20 protein-coding genes are annotated in these 18,126 nt (G+C 67.0%); 8 read left to right on the forward strand and 12 right to left on the reverse strand.

Features of this window, described 5'->3' with window-relative positions; translation table 11 throughout:
- Nucleotides 1-2: 2 nt before the first annotated feature.
- Entirely contained in the window at nucleotides 3-551 is a 549-nt protein-coding gene (locus CBI38_RS19315) for an NUDIX hydrolase (RefSeq protein ID WP_109335206.1), read from the forward strand.
- A gap of 50 nt (nucleotides 552-601) precedes the next feature.
- Here CBI38_RS19315 and manB read toward each other — a convergent pair whose 3' ends face one another.
- From manB to rfbD, 3 genes are read right to left on the reverse strand one after another with little or no spacing between them, the layout of a single operon-like run.
- Nucleotides 602-1,681: a mannose-1-phosphate guanylyltransferase gene (manB, locus tag CBI38_RS19320; protein WP_109331287.1), complete on the reverse strand. Its 1,080-nt coding sequence runs from the start codon at nucleotides 1,679-1,681 to the stop codon at nucleotides 602-604.
- Nucleotides 1,678-2,571, reverse strand: coding sequence for a glycosyltransferase family 2 protein (locus CBI38_RS19325; protein WP_109331288.1), 894 nt, complete (start codon nucleotides 2,569-2,571; stop codon nucleotides 1,678-1,680). Before CBI38_RS19325 ends, manB begins: the two co-directional genes overlap by 4 nt.
- A 34-nt stretch (nucleotides 2,572-2,605) precedes the next feature.
- On the reverse strand, nucleotides 2,606-3,454 hold the full coding sequence (gene rfbD, locus CBI38_RS19330) for a dTDP-4-dehydrorhamnose reductase (protein WP_109331289.1): 849 nt from the start codon (nucleotides 3,452-3,454) through the stop codon (nucleotides 2,606-2,608).
- A 67-nt stretch (nucleotides 3,455-3,521) separates the two neighbouring features.
- Between rfbD and CBI38_RS19335 the strand changes: the two genes are divergently transcribed.
- Nucleotides 3,522-5,036, forward strand: coding sequence for an LCP family protein (locus CBI38_RS19335; protein WP_472515498.1), 1,515 nt, complete (start codon nucleotides 3,522-3,524; stop codon nucleotides 5,034-5,036).
- Between the two features lie 23 nt (nucleotides 5,037-5,059).
- On the forward strand, nucleotides 5,060-5,779 hold the full coding sequence (locus tag CBI38_RS19340; RefSeq protein WP_109331290.1) for a TIGR03089 family protein: 720 nt from the start codon (nucleotides 5,060-5,062) through the stop codon (nucleotides 5,777-5,779).
- Here the strand turns inward: CBI38_RS19340 and CBI38_RS19345 are convergent.
- Nucleotides 5,764-6,144, reverse strand: coding sequence for a hypothetical protein (locus CBI38_RS19345; protein ID WP_204164977.1), 381 nt, complete (start codon nucleotides 6,142-6,144; stop codon nucleotides 5,764-5,766). The two genes, CBI38_RS19340 and CBI38_RS19345, sit on opposite strands and share 16 nt — an antisense overlap.
- Nucleotides 6,145-6,275: 131 nt before the next feature.
- Between CBI38_RS19345 and CBI38_RS19350 the strand changes: the two genes are divergently transcribed.
- Nucleotides 6,276-6,962: an endonuclease domain-containing protein gene (locus CBI38_RS19350; protein WP_230989886.1), complete on the forward strand. Its 687-nt coding sequence runs from the start codon at nucleotides 6,276-6,278 to the stop codon at nucleotides 6,960-6,962.
- An 81-nt stretch (nucleotides 6,963-7,043) separates the two neighbouring features.
- Here CBI38_RS19350 and purE read toward each other — a convergent pair whose 3' ends face one another.
- Nucleotides 7,044-7,571 (reverse strand): 5-(carboxyamino)imidazole ribonucleotide mutase, encoded by a 528-nt coding sequence (gene purE / locus CBI38_RS19355; protein ID WP_109331293.1) that lies wholly within the window; start codon nucleotides 7,569-7,571, stop codon nucleotides 7,044-7,046.
- Entirely contained in the window at nucleotides 7,555-8,814 is a 1,260-nt protein-coding gene (locus CBI38_RS19360; protein WP_109331306.1) for a 5-(carboxyamino)imidazole ribonucleotide synthase, read from the reverse strand. The genes purE and CBI38_RS19360 overlap by 17 nt, the downstream gene beginning before the upstream one ends.
- A gap of 131 nt (nucleotides 8,815-8,945) precedes the next feature.
- On the opposite strand from CBI38_RS19360, the gene CBI38_RS19365 reads away from it, so the two are divergent.
- A complete protein-coding gene (locus CBI38_RS19365; RefSeq protein WP_109331307.1) occupies nucleotides 8,946-9,488 on the forward strand; it encodes a GtrA family protein in 543 nt (180 codons plus the stop codon).
- Nucleotides 9,489-9,503: 15 nt separating this feature from the next.
- Here the strand turns inward: CBI38_RS19365 and CBI38_RS19370 are convergent, their stop codons facing one another.
- The 5 genes from CBI38_RS19370 to CBI38_RS19390 are packed head-to-tail and all read right to left on the reverse strand — an operon-like array spanning nucleotide 9,504 to nucleotide 13,575.
- Nucleotides 9,504-10,838: a sensor histidine kinase gene (locus CBI38_RS19370; protein WP_109331308.1), complete on the reverse strand. Its 1,335-nt coding sequence runs from the start codon at nucleotides 10,836-10,838 to the stop codon at nucleotides 9,504-9,506.
- An 8-nt stretch (nucleotides 10,839-10,846) separates the two neighbouring features.
- Complete coding sequence (locus CBI38_RS19375; protein ID WP_109331309.1) at nucleotides 10,847-11,527, reverse strand: response regulator transcription factor; 681 nt, start codon at nucleotides 11,525-11,527, stop codon at nucleotides 10,847-10,849.
- Nucleotides 11,528-11,566: 39 nt separating this feature from the next.
- Nucleotides 11,567-12,124 carry a PH domain-containing protein gene (locus CBI38_RS19380; RefSeq protein ID WP_109331310.1) on the reverse strand — a complete coding sequence of 186 codons (558 nt, stop codon included), beginning with the start codon at nucleotides 12,122-12,124 and terminating at the stop codon, nucleotides 11,567-11,569.
- A 16-nt stretch (nucleotides 12,125-12,140) separates the two neighbouring features.
- Nucleotides 12,141-12,698, reverse strand: coding sequence for an HdeD family acid-resistance protein (locus tag CBI38_RS19385; RefSeq protein ID WP_109331312.1), 558 nt, complete (start codon nucleotides 12,696-12,698; stop codon nucleotides 12,141-12,143).
- A 16-nt stretch (nucleotides 12,699-12,714) separates the two neighbouring features.
- Nucleotides 12,715-13,575 (reverse strand): biotin--[acetyl-CoA-carboxylase] ligase, encoded by an 861-nt coding sequence (locus tag CBI38_RS19390; RefSeq protein WP_109331313.1) that lies wholly within the window; start codon nucleotides 13,573-13,575, stop codon nucleotides 12,715-12,717.
- 104 nt (nucleotides 13,576-13,679) lie between these two features.
- Here CBI38_RS19390 and CBI38_RS19395 point away from each other — a divergent pair, with 104 nt between their 5' ends.
- From CBI38_RS19395 to CBI38_RS19405, 3 genes are read left to right on the forward strand one after another with little or no spacing between them, the layout of a single operon-like run.
- Complete coding sequence (locus CBI38_RS19395; RefSeq protein WP_109331314.1) at nucleotides 13,680-15,320, forward strand: acyl-CoA carboxylase subunit beta; 1,641 nt, start codon at nucleotides 13,680-13,682, stop codon at nucleotides 15,318-15,320.
- The gene (locus CBI38_RS19400) at nucleotides 15,317-15,673 is read left to right on the forward strand and encodes an acyl-CoA carboxylase subunit epsilon (protein ID WP_109331319.1); all 357 of its coding nucleotides are present in this window, start codon (nucleotides 15,317-15,319) and stop codon (nucleotides 15,671-15,673) included. The genes CBI38_RS19395 and CBI38_RS19400 overlap by 4 nt, the downstream gene beginning before the upstream one ends.
- A gap of 34 nt (nucleotides 15,674-15,707) precedes the next feature.
- Nucleotides 15,708-16,352, forward strand: a complete 645-nt coding sequence (locus CBI38_RS19405; protein ID WP_109331321.1) for a Maf family protein — start codon at nucleotides 15,708-15,710, stop codon at nucleotides 16,350-16,352.
- On the opposite strand, the gene CBI38_RS19410 is transcribed toward CBI38_RS19405, so the two are convergent.
- Nucleotides 16,272-18,056, reverse strand: a complete 1,785-nt coding sequence (locus CBI38_RS19410; protein WP_109331322.1) for an MFS transporter — start codon at nucleotides 18,054-18,056, stop codon at nucleotides 16,272-16,274. The genes CBI38_RS19405 and CBI38_RS19410 overlap by 81 nt on opposite strands.
- Nucleotides 18,057-18,126 lie beyond the last annotated feature (70 nt).

The following is an 18,126-nucleotide window of genomic DNA, read 5'->3' on the forward strand; positions in this document are numbered from 1 at the left end:
ACATGAGCGCCGAATCTCTGCACCGGTCTGCGACCGAGGTACTCGAGTCCTGGAAAACAGGGAGCGAGAACGACGAATCGCTACGCCACACCATGCTTGCGTTCCTCGGTTCCGCACCCCTCGGCTGTCTCCGCGAGTACGCCCCGGGTCACATCACGGCGTCGTCGCTGGTGCTGGACGAAGGCGGATGCCACGTCCTCCTCACATTGCATCCCCGTGTCGGCCGGTGGATCCAGTTGGGCGGGCACTGCGAGGCCACCGACGAGACCGTCGTCGACGCGGCCCTGCGCGAGGCCTGCGAAGAGTCGGGTATTCCGGATCTACGGATCGACCCCGAATTGCTTTCGGCGCACACACATCCCATCACCTGTTCACTGGGACAGCCGACCCGGCATCTCGATCTGCGCTTCCTCGTACGGGCCCGGCCCGACGCACACATCGTGCGCAGTTCCGAATCCACAGACCTGCGCTGGTGGCCGGTGGACGCACTGCCGCCCGCCGCGGAGAAGTCGACGATCGACCACCTGGTCCATCTCGCCGGGCTGCGCTGAGCAGGACTACCTGCGCCAGGCGGCGCAGTAATCCTGTGTGCCTACGCCTTTCACACGTCGGTGCTGAACCGCACTCCGCCGTCGGGAAGCGTCACACCCGGCCACACCCGCGCCCCACGCAACAGCTCACACCGGGCACCGATGTCGGCTCCATCGCCGATCACCGCATCGCGGACCAGAGCCCGCGGACCGATGCGCGCACCGAAACCGATGATGGACCGTTCCACGGTCGCCCCTGCCTCGACGACCGCACCGTCGAACAGCACGGCGCCGTCGAGGCGTGCACCCGCCCCGACCTCGGCCCCTCGGCCGACCACGGTGCCGCCGATCAGCAAGGCACCCGGGGCGACACCCGCTCCTGGGTGAACCAGGGATTCGCCGCGGGGCCCGTCGAGTGCCGGCGAGGGGGCAATGCCCCGGACGAGGTCCGCCGAGCCGCGGACGAAGTCCTCCGGAGTGCCCATGTCACGCCAGTACGACGAGTCCACGTGCCCGTAAACTCGGGCGCCGTCCGCCAGCAGAGCCGGGAAGACCTCGCGCTCCACCGACACCGGCCGTCCCGACGGGATCTGTTCGATGATGTCGCGCTTGAACACGTAGCAGCCAGCGTTGATCTGGTCTGTCGGCGGGTCCTGAGTCTTCTCGAGGAACGCCGTGACGCGTCCGTCTGCGTCGGTGGGAACGCAACCGAACGCCCGCGGATCGCCCACCCGCACGAGGTGCAGTGTGACGTCGGCTTCGGTGGTTCGGTGTGTCTCGAGGATCCCGCCGAGATCGGTGCCACCGAGCACGTCACCGTTGAACACCATGGTGTTCTCACCGCGCAGTTTCGGGAGCACGTTGCGGATGCCGCCACCGGTTCCGAGCGGCTCGGTCTCCGTGACGTAGTCGATCTCGAGACCCAGCTTCGACCCGTCACCGAAGTATTCTTCGAACACCTCCGCTTTGAAGGACGTGCCCAGGACGACGTGGTTGATTCCCGCCGCCGCGATACGCGCGAGCAGGTGGGTGAGGAACGGCAGACCTGCCGTCGGCAGCATCGGCTTGGGCGCCGACAAGGTCAGCGGGCGAAGCCGAGTGCCCTTGCCCCCCACCAGCACCACTGCATCGGTCTTCTGTTCACCTGTCATCGGACGTCGCCCCCTCGTTGGTCATTCTTGTGTCGTTCGCGCACTGCCGCGGCCACCGCCAACCTCGACCGCACCGCCAATCCTCCCCGGAGGGCCCACCGCAACGGCGCCTGCCACCAATGCGGGTGCCGGTCTGCCTGGAAGCGATAGGCACTTTGGTGATGGGCGGGCAACATCAACTCTGGATGCTTCCCGGCTGCATGCCCCTTGGCGTGCGTGACCTCGGCGGACGGGACGTAGACGTTGAGCCACCCCGCCTTGCCCAGCCGGTCACCGAGATCGACATCCTCCATGTACATGAAGTAGCGGGAGTCGAAACCGTTGATCGAATCGAATGCCGCCCGGCGCATCAGCAGGCATGAACCGGACAACCAGCCGACCGCGCGCTCGCTGAGTGACTCGTTCTCCTGGCGGTAACCGGCGGTCCAGGGATTGGACGGCCACACCGTGCCCAATACCGCGTGCCCTGCCCCCGACACCAGGTCGGGCACCTGGCGCGCCGAGGGATACACGCTTCCGTCGGGTTCGAGCACGAGGGGACCGAGGGCTCCCGCCCGTGGCCACCGCTCCGCAGCCGCGAGAAGAACGTCGATCGATCCGGGCGCCCACCGAACATCCGGATTGGCCACGACGACGAACTCGATCTCTTCGTCGATCTCCGCCACAGCCCGGTTGACGGCACCGCCGTAACCGATGTTCCCGCCGGTGCGTAACAGACGCACATGGTCGTACGCCTTGTCCGCAGCCTCGGGAGCGCCGTCCGTCGAACCGTTGTCGGCCATCACGACCTGCGGCTCTTCTTTCGTCGCCTCGGCGAGAGTGTCCAGGAAATGCTCCAGATGCTCGCCTGGCGAATAGGTCACCGTCACCACGGCCAGCTTCGAACTCACGCGGGCAAGCGTAGCCGTTCCGGCGCGCTCCGCCTCACACGACCGTTGTCAGCGCTGCGCGCAAGGCGTCACGCCACGGCCGCATAGGTGTGAGCCCTGCGCCTACCCAGGCGTTCTGTGACAGAACAGAGAACGCCGGGCGCGGGGCGGGGCGCACGAACTGCGTACTCGAGCATGGGCGAACCCGCTCCGGGTCGGCCCCTGCCTCCTCGAAAACCGCCCGGGCGAGGTCGTACCAGCTGGCCTTCCCTGCGTTGGTGGCATGCAGCACCGGGACCGTGACATCGGTGCGGAGTACCAGTTCCAGGAGGGCAGCCGCGAGGTCCCCGGCGAAGGTGGGCGAACCCACCTGATCGTTCACCACGTCGATCGTGTCGCGCTCACGTTCGAGGCGGAGCATGGTGGCCACGAAATCGGCACCCGCACCGCTGTAGACCCATGCGGTCCGCACGACGTGGGCGGTGGGAAGCGCTGCGTGTACAGCGCGCTCACCCGCCAGTTTGGTGCGCCCATACGCTGTCGCCGGCCCGGTCGGAGAATCCACCTCGTACGGCGTGTCCGCCTGGCCGGCGAACACGTAGTCGGTGGAGATGTGCACCAGCCGCGCACCCGCACGGGCACACGCCGCCGCGAGATTCGCCGGGCCTCGCTCGTTGACGGCGAGTGCCGTCGCCTCGTCGGATTCGGCGGCGTCCACTGCGGTGTACGCAGCACAGTTGATCACGACCGATCCGCTCTCCACCTGCGCGTCCACGGCGCCGCGGTCGGTGATGTCGAGTTCGTCCGATCCCACGCCGCGCACCGCGATTCCTGCCGCCTCCGCGCATCGGACAAGGTGTCTGCCCAGTTGTCCCCGGGCACCGGTCACCAGCATTTCCGTCACGCGGTCAGTCTGGCACGCCGATCGCCGCGTCCCGACTCCGAACGCGCCGACCAGTAGCCTGGTTTGCGTGTCACACGAGCAACCCGTTCCGGGCGACCCCCCGAGGACGCGCCGGCATCCCGTCCACATCGCGGCGGCCGTGCTGTCGGTGCTCGCACTCGTCGTCACGGGCTTCGCGTGGCGGAGCATCGATTCGTTGCGGAACAATCTGGCGACGGCGGGCGGTCTCGGACTCGGCGGAAGCGCCGACGGCGCCGTCGACATCCTCATGGTGGGTACGGACAGCCGCACAGATGCGCACGGCAACCCGTTGTCCCAGGAGGAACTAGATTCACTGCGGGCCGGCGAGGAGGTGGCGTCCAATACCGACACCATCGTCCTGATCCGCGTCCCGAACGACGGCAGTTCCGCCACCGCCATTTCCATCCCCCGCGACTCCTACGTCAACGTTCCGGGAATCGGCAAATCCAAGATCAATGCGGCATACGGCGCCACCAAGGAAACGGAGCGGTTGAAGCTCGTCGAGGGCGGCGCGACCGATGAGGAGGCCGAGGAGCAGTCGACGGAGTCCGGCCGGGAGGCACTCATCAAATCGGTCGCGGATTTGACCGGCATCACCGTCGACCACTACGCCGAGGTCGGGTTGCTCGGATTCGTCCTCCTGACCAACGCGGTGGGCGGCGTCGACGTGTGCCTCAACGAGCCGGTGGACGAGGACATGTCCGGGGCACATTTCCCCGCTGGTGAGCAGTCACTGAAGGGCGCCGACGCGTTGAGCTTCGTCCGGCAACGCCACGACCTTCCCCGTGGAGACCTCGACCGCATCGTGCGCCAGCAGGTGTTCATGGCGTCGCTCGTCGGCAAGGTTCTGTCCGCGAAAACTCTCAGCGATCCGGGCAAGCTGAACGAACTGAGCGCTGCGGTCCAGCGTTCCGTCGTCCTCGACGACGACTGGGACATCATCGAATTCGCCACCCAACTCCAGGATCTTGCCGGTGGCAAGGTGCAATTCGACACCATTCCGGTGGCCGATCTCAACGGCATGACCGACTACGGCGAGTCCATCGTCGAGGTCGATCCGAAGGCCGTGAAGAAGTATGTGGCAGGTCTCGTCGGTGAAGAACCGAGCGACTCGGACGACACGTCCACCACCACACCGAACATCGACGCGTCCACTGTCACCGTGGATGTCGCGAACGCCAGCGACATCGGGGGCCTCGCCACCGGTGTCTCCGATGCGCTCACCGCGCTGGGCTACGTACAGGGTGAGGTGGGTAACTACACCGGCACCTCGGTGAGTTCCACCACGGTCTTCGCCCACTCCGCGGACGACGACAGCGCCAAGGCGGTTGCATCGGCACTCGGGGGGCTGCCCACCGACACCGATTCGTCTCTGCCCGAAGGCTCGGTTCGCGTGGTGCTGTCCGACGATTACAACGGCCCGACCTCCGCGGAGACCACCGCCACGAGCGGAACGACCGAGACCGCCGGCACGTCCTCCGCGGCAGGCACCTCGCCCACTCCGGCACCGTCCGGCCCGCCCATCGACGCCGGCTCCTCCGGCCCGCGCTGCGTGAACTAGAGAACGAGAAACGAACTGTGTCCATGAACCATGCCTCCCGCACGCTGACCGACGCCCTTCTCGACCCCATCCTGGCGAGCGACCCGGCGGGCCCACGAGTGACGTTCTACGACGACGCCACCGGCGAACGGGTCGAACTCTCCGCGCTCACCCTGACCAACTGGGCGGCGAAGACCGCCAATCTGCTGCGGGACGAGTTCGCCCTCGAACCGGGAGCACGGGTGTGCGTGCTGCTGCCCGCGCACTGGCAGACCGCCGCAGTTCTCCTCGGTGCCTGGTGGGCCGGGGCCGAGGTCGTCCTCGAGCCCGACGAGCGGGCGGAAGTCGCACTTGTCTCGGTGGACCGTCTCGACGACGTCGACGACGTACCTGAGGTCGCGGTGCTTTCTCTCGACGCATTCGGACGCCCCGTCCCCGATCTCCCGGTCGGCATTACCGACTACGCCACCTCCGTCCGCGTCCACGGCGACCAGTTCCGGCCGACCGTTGCCGGACCGGCGCTCGCCGGGGCCGGCGTGGACGACGTTCTCGAGGCCGCACGAGCGTCGGCCGAAGCGCAGGGAATCACGTCGACGGATCGGGTGTCGTCCGATGCCGATTGGAATTCGCCCGATGCACTGATCGCCGGGCTGATCGCCGTCTTCACGGCCGGCGCGTCGCTGGTGCAGGTGGCCAACGCCGACCCGTCGGCTCACGCGCGGCGGATCGATACCGAGAAAATCACGCGTCAGCTGACGCGGTAGCCACCGTCCGCCAGTCCCGCGGCGATCTCGAATCTGTTGCGCCTCCCGGGGTGGCGTAACTCCTCGAACAGGTACCGCAGCGCGAAGGTCCACCCGTAGCTCGCCCACTGGTCGGCATGCACCGACTCGTGTCGCAGTAGCGGTCGCGCCGGCATCCGGCCCGTGAGGAACGCGCCACCGATGGTGGTGCCCCCACGCGCGAAGCCGCCCCTCATGTCGCTGCACACGAAGATGCCGAACTCTTCGTCGAAGGCAATCCGTCCACCCCACGCCCGCCCATACACCAACGCCAAGCGGGTGATCGCCGCCGACTGTGCATTCCCCCGTGACGCACGGATGACCGCGATCCCACGACTGCGTCTCATCCGTGGAGGATAGGTGCTTGCGGCGAGCTTCATCCACAACATCACGCCCATCCACAGACCAACCGGAAGTCCCAGTTCGCGCGCAGGAGTGACCCATCGTCGAACCCGACACGTATATCCGGTGCGCCGCGGTGTCCGAGTGGCGCCGGGACGGGGTCCTGAGTCACCGCACAGCAGCCTGGCTGTACGGGTGGTTACCCGAGCCAGTGGTATTCGAGGCGACGATCCCCAGGGCGCTCCGGGTGACGCCCCCGGACTGGTTACGGCTGTACCGCCGCGACCTCCCGGCACCGTCGGTATCGATGGTGTCGCTGCTCCCTGTGGTCTCGTCTGCTCAAGCGCTCTTCGACTGCGCCGTCGTCATGCCAGAGCGCGACGTCGCGTCGCTTGTCGACGCCGAACTCAACCGAAGCGTCGATCCCGACGAATTCCGGGACCTCTGCGTCACCCACCGCGGTCGGCACGGCGCACCCGCAGCACGGCTACTTCTACGCCATGCGGCCCTCCGCGCCGCGTCGGAACCCGAGCGGGTACTCGGTAGAGAGCTCAGCCTCCGCGGTTGTCCTCTCGAGGCCAACCACCCGATCGGTCCGTACTCGGGTGATTTCGTCGATGAGCAGGCGCGGATCGTCGTCGAGGTCGACGGCCGCGAATTCCTCAGCGAGCCGAAGGTGTTCCGGAACGACCGACGGCGTCAAAATTGGATTGTCCGGGAGGGGTGGATGGTGCTCCGCTTCGCGGCCTACGACGTCCTGGCGCATCCCGATGTGATCGCCGACGAGATCGTCACTGCGGTGCGTCGGCGCAGTCGGCGCTGACAGTGCACTCAGCCGCCACTCCTTGCCCATCGAAGGCCGCTTCGGCCACCCAGAACCACATAGTGGCGGCTCAGTACGAACTCAGCCGAGGAGCTTCTCGCGCAGGGCTTTGTCCTTGTCGAGCACCATCGATTCGAGCCCGTCCTGGAACGCGGCCATCTGCCGTTGCAGGGTGGGGTCGGCGGCACCGAGGATGCGGACGGCGAGCAGACCCGCATTACGGGCCCCCCCGATGGAGACCGTCGCAACGGGAACGCCCGCAGGCATCTGCACGATCGAGAGCAGGGAATCCATGCCGTCGAGGTACTTCAACGGAACCGGCACACCGATGACGGGCAGTGGGGTTGCCGAGGCGACCATGCCGGGCAGATGGGCCGCGCCGCCGGCACCGGCGATGATCACCTTGATGCCGCGACCGGCAGCGGACTTCGCGTAATCGAGCATCCGCTGCGGTGTGCGGTGGGCGGAGACCACACCGACCTCGAACCGGACACCGAACTCCGCGAGGGCCTCGGCGGCGGCTTCCATGGTGGGCCAGTCGGAGTCGCTGCCCATGATGAGCCCGACCTGCGCGCCCTGCTGTGCTGCCGATTCACTCACCGTGTACATCCCATCCGTCGGTCCATTCCGCGTGTGAAAGCCAATGCGCCGCCCGCTCGGCCCGCTCGCGCACCGCGGCCACGTACTCGGGGTCGTCGACGGACCCGGGGCCGCCCACGATGTTGACGTGGCCGATCTTGCGGTCCTTGCGTTCGCCCTTGCCGTAGAGGTGCACCTTGGCGTCGGGCATCCGCGCAAACAGGTGGTGGACCCGTTCGTCCATGCTCATCTCCGGAGCGGTGGACGCCCCGAGGACGTTCGCCATGACGGTGAGCGGCGCGATCGGCGCGGTATCACCGAGGGGATAGTCGAGGACGGCACGCAGATGCTGCTCGAACTGCGAAGTGCGGGCGCCGTCCATGGTCCAGTGGCCCGAGTTGTGCGGGCGCATCGCCAGTTCGTTGACCATGAGGGTGCCGTCGGAGGTTTCGAAGAGCTCTACCGCCATGGCGCCCACCACACCGAGTTCGGAGGCGAGCCGCAACGCCAGTCCCTCTGCCGCTGCAGCGAGTGACTGGGGCAGCTGCGGAGCCGGAGCCAGGACGACGGCGCACTGGCCGTGCCGCTGAACGGTTTCCACGACCGGCCACGTGGCCCCCTGGCCGAACGGTGACCGTGCCACCATCGCCGACAGCTCGCGGCGCATGTCGACCTTCTCCTCCACGAGGAGGGCGACACCGTTGTCGAGTTGCTGTGTGACGATGCGCTCGGCTTCGTCCGAATCGTCAGTGATCCAGACACCCCGGCCGTCGTATCCGCCGCGGACGGCCTTGATCACAAGCGGCCATCCGTGCTGCGCGCCGAACTTCACGACGTCCTCGGCCCACGTCACTTCGGCGAAGGCCGGGACGGGCGCACCGAGCTCGCCGAGCTTGCGCCGCATCGCCAGCTTGTCCTGCGCATACACCAGAGCCTGCGGCGGCGGCTGCACATTGACACCCTCGGCGACGAGGACGTCGAGGTGCTCGGTCGGGACGTGCTCGTGGTCGAAGGTCAGCGCATGCGAACCGACTGCCGCCTCACGCAGCGCGTTGAGGTCGGTGTGGCTGCCGAGAACGACGTCGGGGCTCACCTGCGCGGCAGGTTCGTCGAGCGCACCCGAGAGCACGCGCAGCGTCTGGCCGAGCGCAATCGCGGCCTGGTGCGTCATCCGCGCGAGTTGGCCACCGCCGATCATCGTCACGACGGGTTGCCCGGCGTGCAGATCGCGGGGTGTCGTGGGACGCGGTGAGGAGTCAGAGTTGCCGGTCACGGGTCATAAGTTTGTCACGTCCGGTGCCGGGTCCCCGCGCCGAGGTGGCAGCACGTCAGTTTCTGTGATTCTCCTGATGATTTCACCGCCAGTTAGTGGTATTGCGTCCTGCTTTCGTAAACTTCTCCGTTGTGTCATTCGTCGATGGTGTCCTCGCACGCGTACCCCAGCCTTTCCGGGCTCTCGCGTTGCGGCATCACGAGCTGATCAAGTTCGCCATCGTCGGCGGCACCACCATGGTGTTCGACCTGGCCATCTTCTACTCGCTCAGCCTCACGATCCTGGAAGAGAAGCCGGTCGTCGCGAAGGTTCTTTCCGGCGTCCTGGCGACAGTGCTGAGCTACATCCTCAACCGCGAATGGTCCTTCAAGAATCGCGGTGGACGCGAGCGCCACCACGAGGCGTTGCTGTTCTTCACCATCAGCGGCATCGGAGTTCTCATCGCCGCTGCACCCTTGTGGACCGCCAACAACGTCTTCGATATCCGTGCCAACCAGGAAAATCTCACCACTCTGGTGATCGTCGACTTCGTGCTCAACTACATCATCGGGAATCTTCTGCAGATGGTCTTCCGGTTCTGGGCGCTGCGCCGGTTCGCCTTCCCGGAACAGACCGTCCGCATCGATCCAGATCTGGTCGACGAGGCCGCCGAGGAAGAAATCGGCCACGCTTGAGCCGAGGGCGCGCTCCTACCGTGGCTCCCTGATCCCGGCCACCCGGGTCGGCACGTGCTCCCGCGCGACCGGGACGAAGATCGCGAACAACGCCGGCCGGCGCCGCTGCAACTCGAGCCGGCCCCCGTCGGCCTCTATCAGCGCCCTGGCCAGCGCGAGCCCGACTCCGGTGGATCCGGCCCCGGAGAACCCGCGGTCGAAGATATGCGGCGCGAGGTCGTTGCTCACCCCGTCGCCTTCGTCGGAGACCTCCACGCACACCGTCGCTTCGCGGATGGAAGCATCCGGACCCGCCGCCCTGAGCGTCTGCCCGTGAATCAGCCGCACCGCGACAGTGCAGGTACCGGCGCCGTGCATGAGGGCATTGTCGACGAGCACCGCGACGGCCTCACGCAGCCGTGAGCCCGTGGTCGACGCCATCACCGTGGCATCACCGCGCAGCACCAGGTCGCGGGAGGCATCCTCGAAAGGCCGTTTCCAGTCGGCGATGACGACGCCGAGTTCCCGGATCACGGAAACGTGGTTTTCGGTACCGCTGTTGCGCGAGGAGCGCACCAGTTCGTCGATCGCGACGGTGAGGCGGTCCACCTGCGCCATCGCCTCGTCCGCTTCGACCACGACGGCGGGGTCGGAGTGCTCCGACAGTTCGTCGAGGCGCAGGCGCACAGCGGTCAGGCGGCTGCGCAACTGGTGGGACACATCGGCGACGAGGGCGTGCTCACGCTGCAGCCTGCCGGCGATCTCGACGGTGGCGGAATCGAGGACATCGGACACCCTGTCCAGTTCGGGAATGCCGTGGCGACGACTGTCCGGGCGAAAATCGCCCTCGGCGAGACGGGCAGCGCGGCCGGCCACGTCCCGCAGCGGGTCGGCGAGCCGGTTGGCCGTGACGACCGCGACCACGGTTCCGGCTGCGACCGACACCAGGACCAGCAGCGCCACGGCGCCCACCGCCTGGCGTTGCTGAGTGCGCATCTCGTCGGACGGAACCTCGAGGCGCAGGGAACCGGACGTGCCCATCGCCAGGGACTCGACCAGCGGTGAGGGGACGACGGGTTCCCCGATATCGACGCGGGCGGCGCCGTCGTCGGGGGTCGGATATACCACCACCAACCGGCCGTCCGACGGGGTCAGAAGACGCAGCGAATCGATGTCGAGGACCCCCTCCACCACACCGTCCGCACCTTCTTGAGCGATGATTTCCGTCGCCATCCGGTCGAGGCGGATTTGGAGGTCACTGCGGGTGAAGTCCTCCACCCACAACCAGGCGGTGTAGATCAGCGGGACACCGAGCAGTAACGCCGTGAGGATGACGACAGCGAGGATCGACTGGAGAATTCTGCGGCGCACGAACCGGCCTAGTCGGTGTTGATCCGGAAACCGACGCCGCGGACCGTCGCGATCCGACGTTCGGCGGCGGGCCCCTCGTCACCGATCTTTCGGCGCAGCCACGACATGTGCATGTCCAGCGTCTTGGACCCTCGCAGTTCGACGTCGCCCCACACCTCCGCGAGGATGGTGTCGCGCGAGACCACCTGTCCCGCATGCTCGAGCAGGACCCGAAGCAGCTCGTACTCCTTGTTGGCCAGCGCGATTTCGGCGCCGTTCACCATTACTCGCCGGGCGGCAGGTTCGAGACGGATGCCCCCGACCTCGACGACGGAATCCTCGCCGCCGCCGCGGCGACGCAGGAGGGCACGGACCCGCGCCATCAGCTCCGCCAGCCGAAACGGTTTGCCGACATAGTCATCGGCGCCGGCGTCGAGACCGACGACGAAATCCACTTCGTCGGTGCGGGCGGTGAGCATGAGCACCGCCAGGTCCGAACTGTGGGCGCGGACTTGCCGGCAGACCTCGAGACCGTCCATTCCCGGTAATCCGAGGTCGAGGATCAACAGGTCGTACGCACCATCGAGCGCCTGTTCCAACGCCGCCGGCCCCGTGTGCTCGATGGTGACGTCGTATCCCTCCCGACCCAGTGCCCGCGACAGCGGGGCGGCAATGGCTTCGTCATCTTCGGCAAGCAATACGGCAGTCACCTACACAGGGTACGGAGATGCGCGAACAGCTGTGACCGGTTACCAGCCTTTGCCGGGATCGACGTCCCCGCGAGGGTCTTCGCGCTCGCGACCACGGTGCAGATCCATCGCGTCGAACACCTGGTGGTACAGGAGCGAGTGGACACGCTGTACGTCGGGAATGTCGTCGAACTCGAGGGGGTCGTCGGAGGACGAGACGATGACCAGTGTGCCGGTACGCAGCATCCGGTCGAGCAGGCCGTGCCGGAACTGGACGTTGCTGATTCGTCCCATCGGAATGTCGATGCCTGTGTGGGTCAGCACGCCGTGCCGGATGAGTACCCGACGGTCGGTGGCGATGAAGTGTGTGGACTTCCAGCTGAGGAACGGTGCCAGGCATCGCCAGGTCACGACCGCAAGCCAGAGCGCGACCACCACGATCATTGCGACGTTCAGCGACGACCCGTCGAGTTTGTTCCCGGCGAAGCCGAGCGCGAATCCGGCAACAGCCGTTGCCGCTACCAGGGTGACGGCAGGCAGCAGCAACATCTTCCAGTGCGGATGACGATGGAGTAAGAGTTCCTCGTCGTCGGCGAGGGCATCCTCGGGGTATCCCATACGGAAGAGTCTGCCCTCACCGCATACGGCTCAGCACGATCGGGGTGATGACGATGACGATGCCGTACAGCACCATCCATACTCCGACGACGATGACGAATACCTCGAGCGAGAGTTCGGGTTGCAGCAGCACGATCGCTCCGGCCACGACACTGATGACGCCGAGCACGATGCTCAGGCCACGGTCCGCCGCAGTTCCCGACGCGCCCTCGACAATCTCGAGTACGCCACGGAACACCCACCACGCACCGACGACGAGGGCGATGATCACCACCGTCTGGAGGGGGCTCCGCAGCACGAGGAACGCCAGAAGTATTGCGAGCGCACCGGATACGCCGACGATCGTTCGAGCGGCCCCGCCGGCGTCGACGTCGGCAAACGCCCGGATGATCTGAACCAGACCGAAACCGAAGAACTGGATGGCGATGAGGACGGCGACCACGGTGAGCGTGACGTCCGGCCATACCAGCACCGCGACCCCGAGACCCAGTGTCAGCAGTCCGAGTACCACGGTGAGACCGGTCATTGTGCGCCGAACGGTGAGGTCGGCCGATTCGGGAGTCGAGGTACTCATGTACCACAGTGTGGCATCACTCCTTGCGCACCGGACGCAAATGTGTAATGTCGCCGGCGGAGACCGCTACCGTGTCGGCTCGGCCCTCCGGCGCGATCACCACCCGCCCTTCGGTGTCGATGTCCGTCGCGATCCCGAGAAGTTCGGTGCCGCCGGGCAATTCGGCGCGCACCCGCTGACCGAGTGTGCCGCATCGGGCACGGTAGGCGTCCGCGAGATCGGTGACGTCCCAGTTCGTGTCGTGCCATTGCTGCCACCGATCCGCGATGGCGCGCAGCACCGCCCGCACGAGCGTGTTCCGGTCGGTGACCTCCGCGCCTTCGAGCAACAACGACGTCGCGTGTGGAACAGGCAGCTCGTCCCGGGCCAGGGTGACGTTGATCCCGATTCCGACGACGACCGCCGGATCAGGCGTCGTGGTGGCCACTTCGGCAAGAATTCCGGCCACCTTGCGGCCGTCGATCAGCACGTCGTTCGGCCACTTCAACTCGGCGGGCACCTTCGCGACGGCGCGGACCGCGTCGACCACCGCAACTCCGGTCAGCAACGGCAGCCAGCCCATGTCGCCGACGCTCATCCCGGGCATCGTCAGCAGCGCGGAGACTGCGATCTGCGCCTGGGGAGGGCTGACCCAGGCGCGCGAGTGGCGCCCACGCCCGCTCCCCTGAAATTCGGCCAGCAGGACGTGCCGGTCACAGTCCTCGTGGGCAGCCCGCGCAAGGAGGTCCGCGTTGGTGGAACCGGTCTCCTGCACGACGTCCAGCCGCGACCAGAACGCGCGCGGATCGCCGCCGGCGGATCCTTCGCCGTCGCCGCGGACGAGGGCTTTACGCAGTGCGTCGGCGTCGAGCGGGGGTCGGTTCAGATCAGTCCACATTTCTCCAGCCTATGGTGGGCCCGAAAATGTACTGGTCAGTAGCCGGGTTCGGACGCCCACCTCCCTTGGCCACGGCCCCGCCACTCTCTTTAAGCTGACCTGTCATGACCACTGTTCAGGAGCCGAGCGCGCCGGAGTCGGCGAGCACGCCCGATATTCACACGACCGCGGGAAAGCTCGCCGACCTGCGTAATCGTCAGGCCGAGGCGCAGCACCCCAGCGGTGAAGCAGCGGTCGAGAAGGTCCACGCGAAGGGCAAGCTCACCGCCCGCGAACGCATCACCGCATTGTTGGACGACGGCAGCTTCGTCGAACTCGACGCCCTCGCCCGCCACCGCAGCGTGAACTTCGGCCTCGCCGACAACCGCCCCGTCGGCGACGGCGTCGTCACCGGCTACGGCACCATCGACGGCCGCGACGTGTGCGTCTTCTCCCAGGACGCCACCGTCTTCGGCGGCTCCCTCGGCGAAATCTACGGCGAAAAAATCGTCAAGGTCATGGACCTCGCCCTCAAGACCGGCCGCCCCCTGATCGGCATCAACGAAGGCGCCGGCGCCCGCATCCAGGAAGGCGTCGTCTCCCTCGGGTTGTACGGCGAAATCTTCCACCGCAACGTCCAGGCCTCCGGCGTGATCCCCCAGATCTCGCTGATCATGGGCCCCGCCGCCGGCGGCCACGTCTACTCCCCCGCCCTCACCGACTTCGTCGTGATGGTCGATAAAACCTCCCAGATGTTCGTCACCGGCCCCGACGTGATCAAAACCGTCACCGGCGAAGACGTCACCATGGAAGATTTGGGCGGCGCGCACACCCACATGGTCAAATCCGGCGTCGCCCACTACGTCGCCTCCGGCGAACAAGACGCATTGGACTACGTCAAGGACCTGCTGTCCTATCTGCCCAGCAACAACCAGGCCGCCGCCCCCCGCACCCAGCCCACCGACCCGATCCCCGGCGCCATCGAAGACTTCCTCACCGACGAGGACCTCGAACTCGACACCCTGATCCCGGACTCGGCGAACCAACCGTACGACATGCACGAGGTGATCCGCCGGATCCTCGACGACGACGAATTCCTCGAGGTCCAGGCCGAACGCGCCGGCAACATCGTCGTCGGCTTCGGCCGCGTCGACGGCCGCAGTGTCGGGATCGTCGCGAACCAGCCCACCGTCTTCGCCGGCTGCCTCGACATCGACGCCTCCGAAAAAGCCGCCCGCTTCGTGCGCACCTGCGACGCGTTCAACGTCCCGATCATCACCCTCGTCGACGTCCCGGGCTTTCTGCCCGGCACCGACCAGGAATTCAACGGCATCATCCGCCGCGGCGCGAAACTGCTCTACGCCTACGGTGAGGCCACCGTCGGGAAGATCACCGTGATCACCCGCAAGGCCTACGGCGGCGCCTACGACGTGATGGGCTCCAAACACATGGGCGCCGACGTCAACCTCGCCTGGCCCACCGCCCAGATCGCCGTCATGGGCGCCTCCGGCGCCGTCGGCTTCGTCTACCGCAAACGCCTCCTCGAGGCCGCGAAGAACGGCGACGACGTCGACGCACTGCGCCTGCAACTGCAACGCGAATACGAAGACACCCTCGTCAACCCCTACGTCGCCGCCGAACGCGGCTACGTCGACGCCGTCATCCCGCCCTCCCACACCCGCGGACAGATCGTGGCCGCCCTGCGCCTCCTCGAACGCAAAATGGTCACCCTCCCGCCCAAGAAGCATGGGAACATCCCCCTATGACCGCTTTCACTGAAGAGCGCACGGAGAACGGTTCGGACACGGCGGCCGAGAGGACGTCGGTCAACGGTTCCGCCGCCGAGGCCGCCCTCGCGGACGCGGACACCGCGCTGTTGCCGGGTGCGGAACCGGGAGCCACCGCCACCGAACCCTTCGTGACGGTAATCAAGGGCTCGCCCACCGACGAGGAGATCGCGGCCCTGGTCATCGTGTTGACGGCCGCCGCGAACAGCGGCAGCGGAGACCCCGATTCGCATCTGCCACCGGAGTCCTGGGGTGCTCCCACGCGTATGCACCGCAGTGTGGCGCCCTTCTCGCCGTACGCGTTCCCGAACGTGTCGGCATCCCCGCGTTGACGGTGACGCTGCCGGTCGTCGTGAGGCGCCAACTGTGACAGCGTTCGTACTTGCCTCGGCCTCCCCGGCGCGGCTCGCTGTGCTGCGCAGCGCCGGGGTCGAGCCGATCGTCCGGGTGTCCGGCGTCGACGAGGACGCGCTCATCGCGGCACTCGGTGCCGAGGCGTCCCCGGAGCACGTCGTCACCGAACTGGCCCGCGCCAAGGCGAAGGATGTGCTGCCCGGCCTGACGAGCGAGGGCCTCTCCGACTTCGTGGTGGTCGGATGCGACTCCATGTTGCTGCTCGACGGCGAGTTGCAGGGCAAACCCGGGTCGGTAGAAGTTGCGCGCTCTCGCTGGGCGTCCATGGCCGGCCGTAGCGCGACCCTGCTTACCGGCCACAGTGTTCTGCGGGTGGTGAACGGCTCGGTGATCGGCGACGCCCACGAGTCGAGCGCCACGGTGGTTCACTTCGCGAGCCCTGAGGACTCCGACCTCGAGGCGTACCTCGCCACGGGAGAGCCCCTGCAGGTTGCGGGCGCGTTCACACTCGACAGTCTCGGTGGGTGGTTCGTCGAGCGCATCGACGGCGATCCGTCGAGCGTGATCGGGATCGGTCTACCCCTCGTGCGCACTCTCCTCGGCCGGGTGGGCGTCGGTATCGCCGAATTGTGGGCGACGTCGGGCCGTACCGCCTGACTCTGCTTCGCCCTGCCGGTTCCGCCGCGGAAGGGTGAGCGACGCCACGCCGATTGCCGCGGCCACCGCCGAGATGATCCAGAGGATGCGCCGCTCCGCCTGCAGGAAGGCCTCACCCGCCGCCGCACGCGTGGATTCTCGGGCGGCGACCAGGGCGGAATCTGCGATCTGCTGCCCCGAAGCACCCCAGGCCGTAGCGCTTCCCGGCCCGAGCGACCGGCAGTCGTCAGGCACCTTCATCGGCGAGGTGGATCCGAGCTGGTCCGTGGCACACCGCACGAAGGTCTCCTCGGCCCGCGGAACGAGGGGCGCCGGCACACCGACTCGTACCAATTCCGCGGTGAGGGAAGATCGCTCCGCCTGGACAGCCTCCGACGACTGCGTAGCCACCAGGTTGAAGAACACCACCCCGATCACTGCGAGGCCGAGGGAACTGCCTACCTGCTGGACCGTGGGGAGCAACCCGGACACCGAGCCCGCATTGTCGGGTCGCACAGTGGCGAGGATCGCCGTCTGCAGGGGGGCGACGAACAACCCGAGCCCGGCACCTCCCATGAACAACGGACCAGCCAAGGCCCCCCACCGTGGATCGGTTCCCTCGTGCTGTAACTGCGCGGCCAGCACGACGAGCGAGCCCGCGAACAGGAGCATGCCCAGCGGAAGTACGAGGTTGCCGATTCGCCGGTAGACCACCGAAGACGCCAGCGCGGCGATACCCGTACCCAGCGCCCACGGCAACGTCATCACCCCAGCCCGCAACGGGGAGAATCCGAAGCCGAACTGGAGCGTCAGCGAGATGGTGAAAATCAGCGAGGTAAGTGTCCCGAAGAATACGAAGGCGATGGTGGCGCCGATCGAAAACGCACGATCGGCGAACAGTTCGACCCGCAGCACCGGGTCGCCACCCCGGCGCCCGAGACGCCACTCGTACACGACGAAGGTGATGAGCACCGGCACCGAGCAGGCCAGCATCACCACGATCGAGGTCGGCCAGTCCCGCTCGCGTCCCTCCGCCAGCGGGAAGATGAGCAGGAAGAGGCCCACCGCCGACAGGACGGCGCCGCCCACGTCGAGTCGCCGGACACCGTCAGCCTTGGCGTCGACGAGATAGAAGTACCCGAGCACCAGCGCGGCGATGCCGAGCGGGATGTTGACGAAGAAGATGAGGCGCCATCCCCACCCGAGCAGATCCCACTGGATGAGAAGGCCCCCGACGAGTGGACCTGAGATCGTCGCAAGCCCGATGGTCGCCCTGTAGATGCCGAAGACCCGCGGGTGGGCACGTTGGGGAAACAGGCCCGAGATGATGGCGAAGGTCTGGGCAGACATCGATCCGGCAGCGAGGCCCTGCACGGCCCGCGACAGGACCAATTCCATCGGCGTCTGTGCCAGCCCGCAGAGCAGGGATGCGAGAACGAACACGGCCAGAGCGGTGAGGAAGATCCGGCGCCTGCCGAGCAGATCACCCAACCGAGCGGCCGTGATCAGCGAACATGCGAACGAGAGGGTATACACGCTCACCATCAGCAGCTGGGCAGACACCGAAGCGCCCAGTTCGACGGCGATGCTCGGCAGCGCGACGTTGACGATCGTGGCGTCGAGGAGTTGCATGAACACGGCAGCGAGACTGGTGGTGAGACCCAGCCACGGGGCCCATCGACCAAGCTCTCTGCGGTCGGGGACTTCAAGCTGTGTCACAGGCATCCGCACAGGCTAGTAGCCCGATGTGTGCCGCGGGTTGTGAGGTAGCTCAAAAAACCGAGATAGTACGCCA

The sequence above is a fragment of the Rhodococcus oxybenzonivorans genome (genome assembly GCF_003130705.1).
Classification (GTDB): Bacteria; Actinomycetota; Actinomycetes; order Mycobacteriales; family Mycobacteriaceae; genus Rhodococcus_F; species Rhodococcus_F oxybenzonivorans.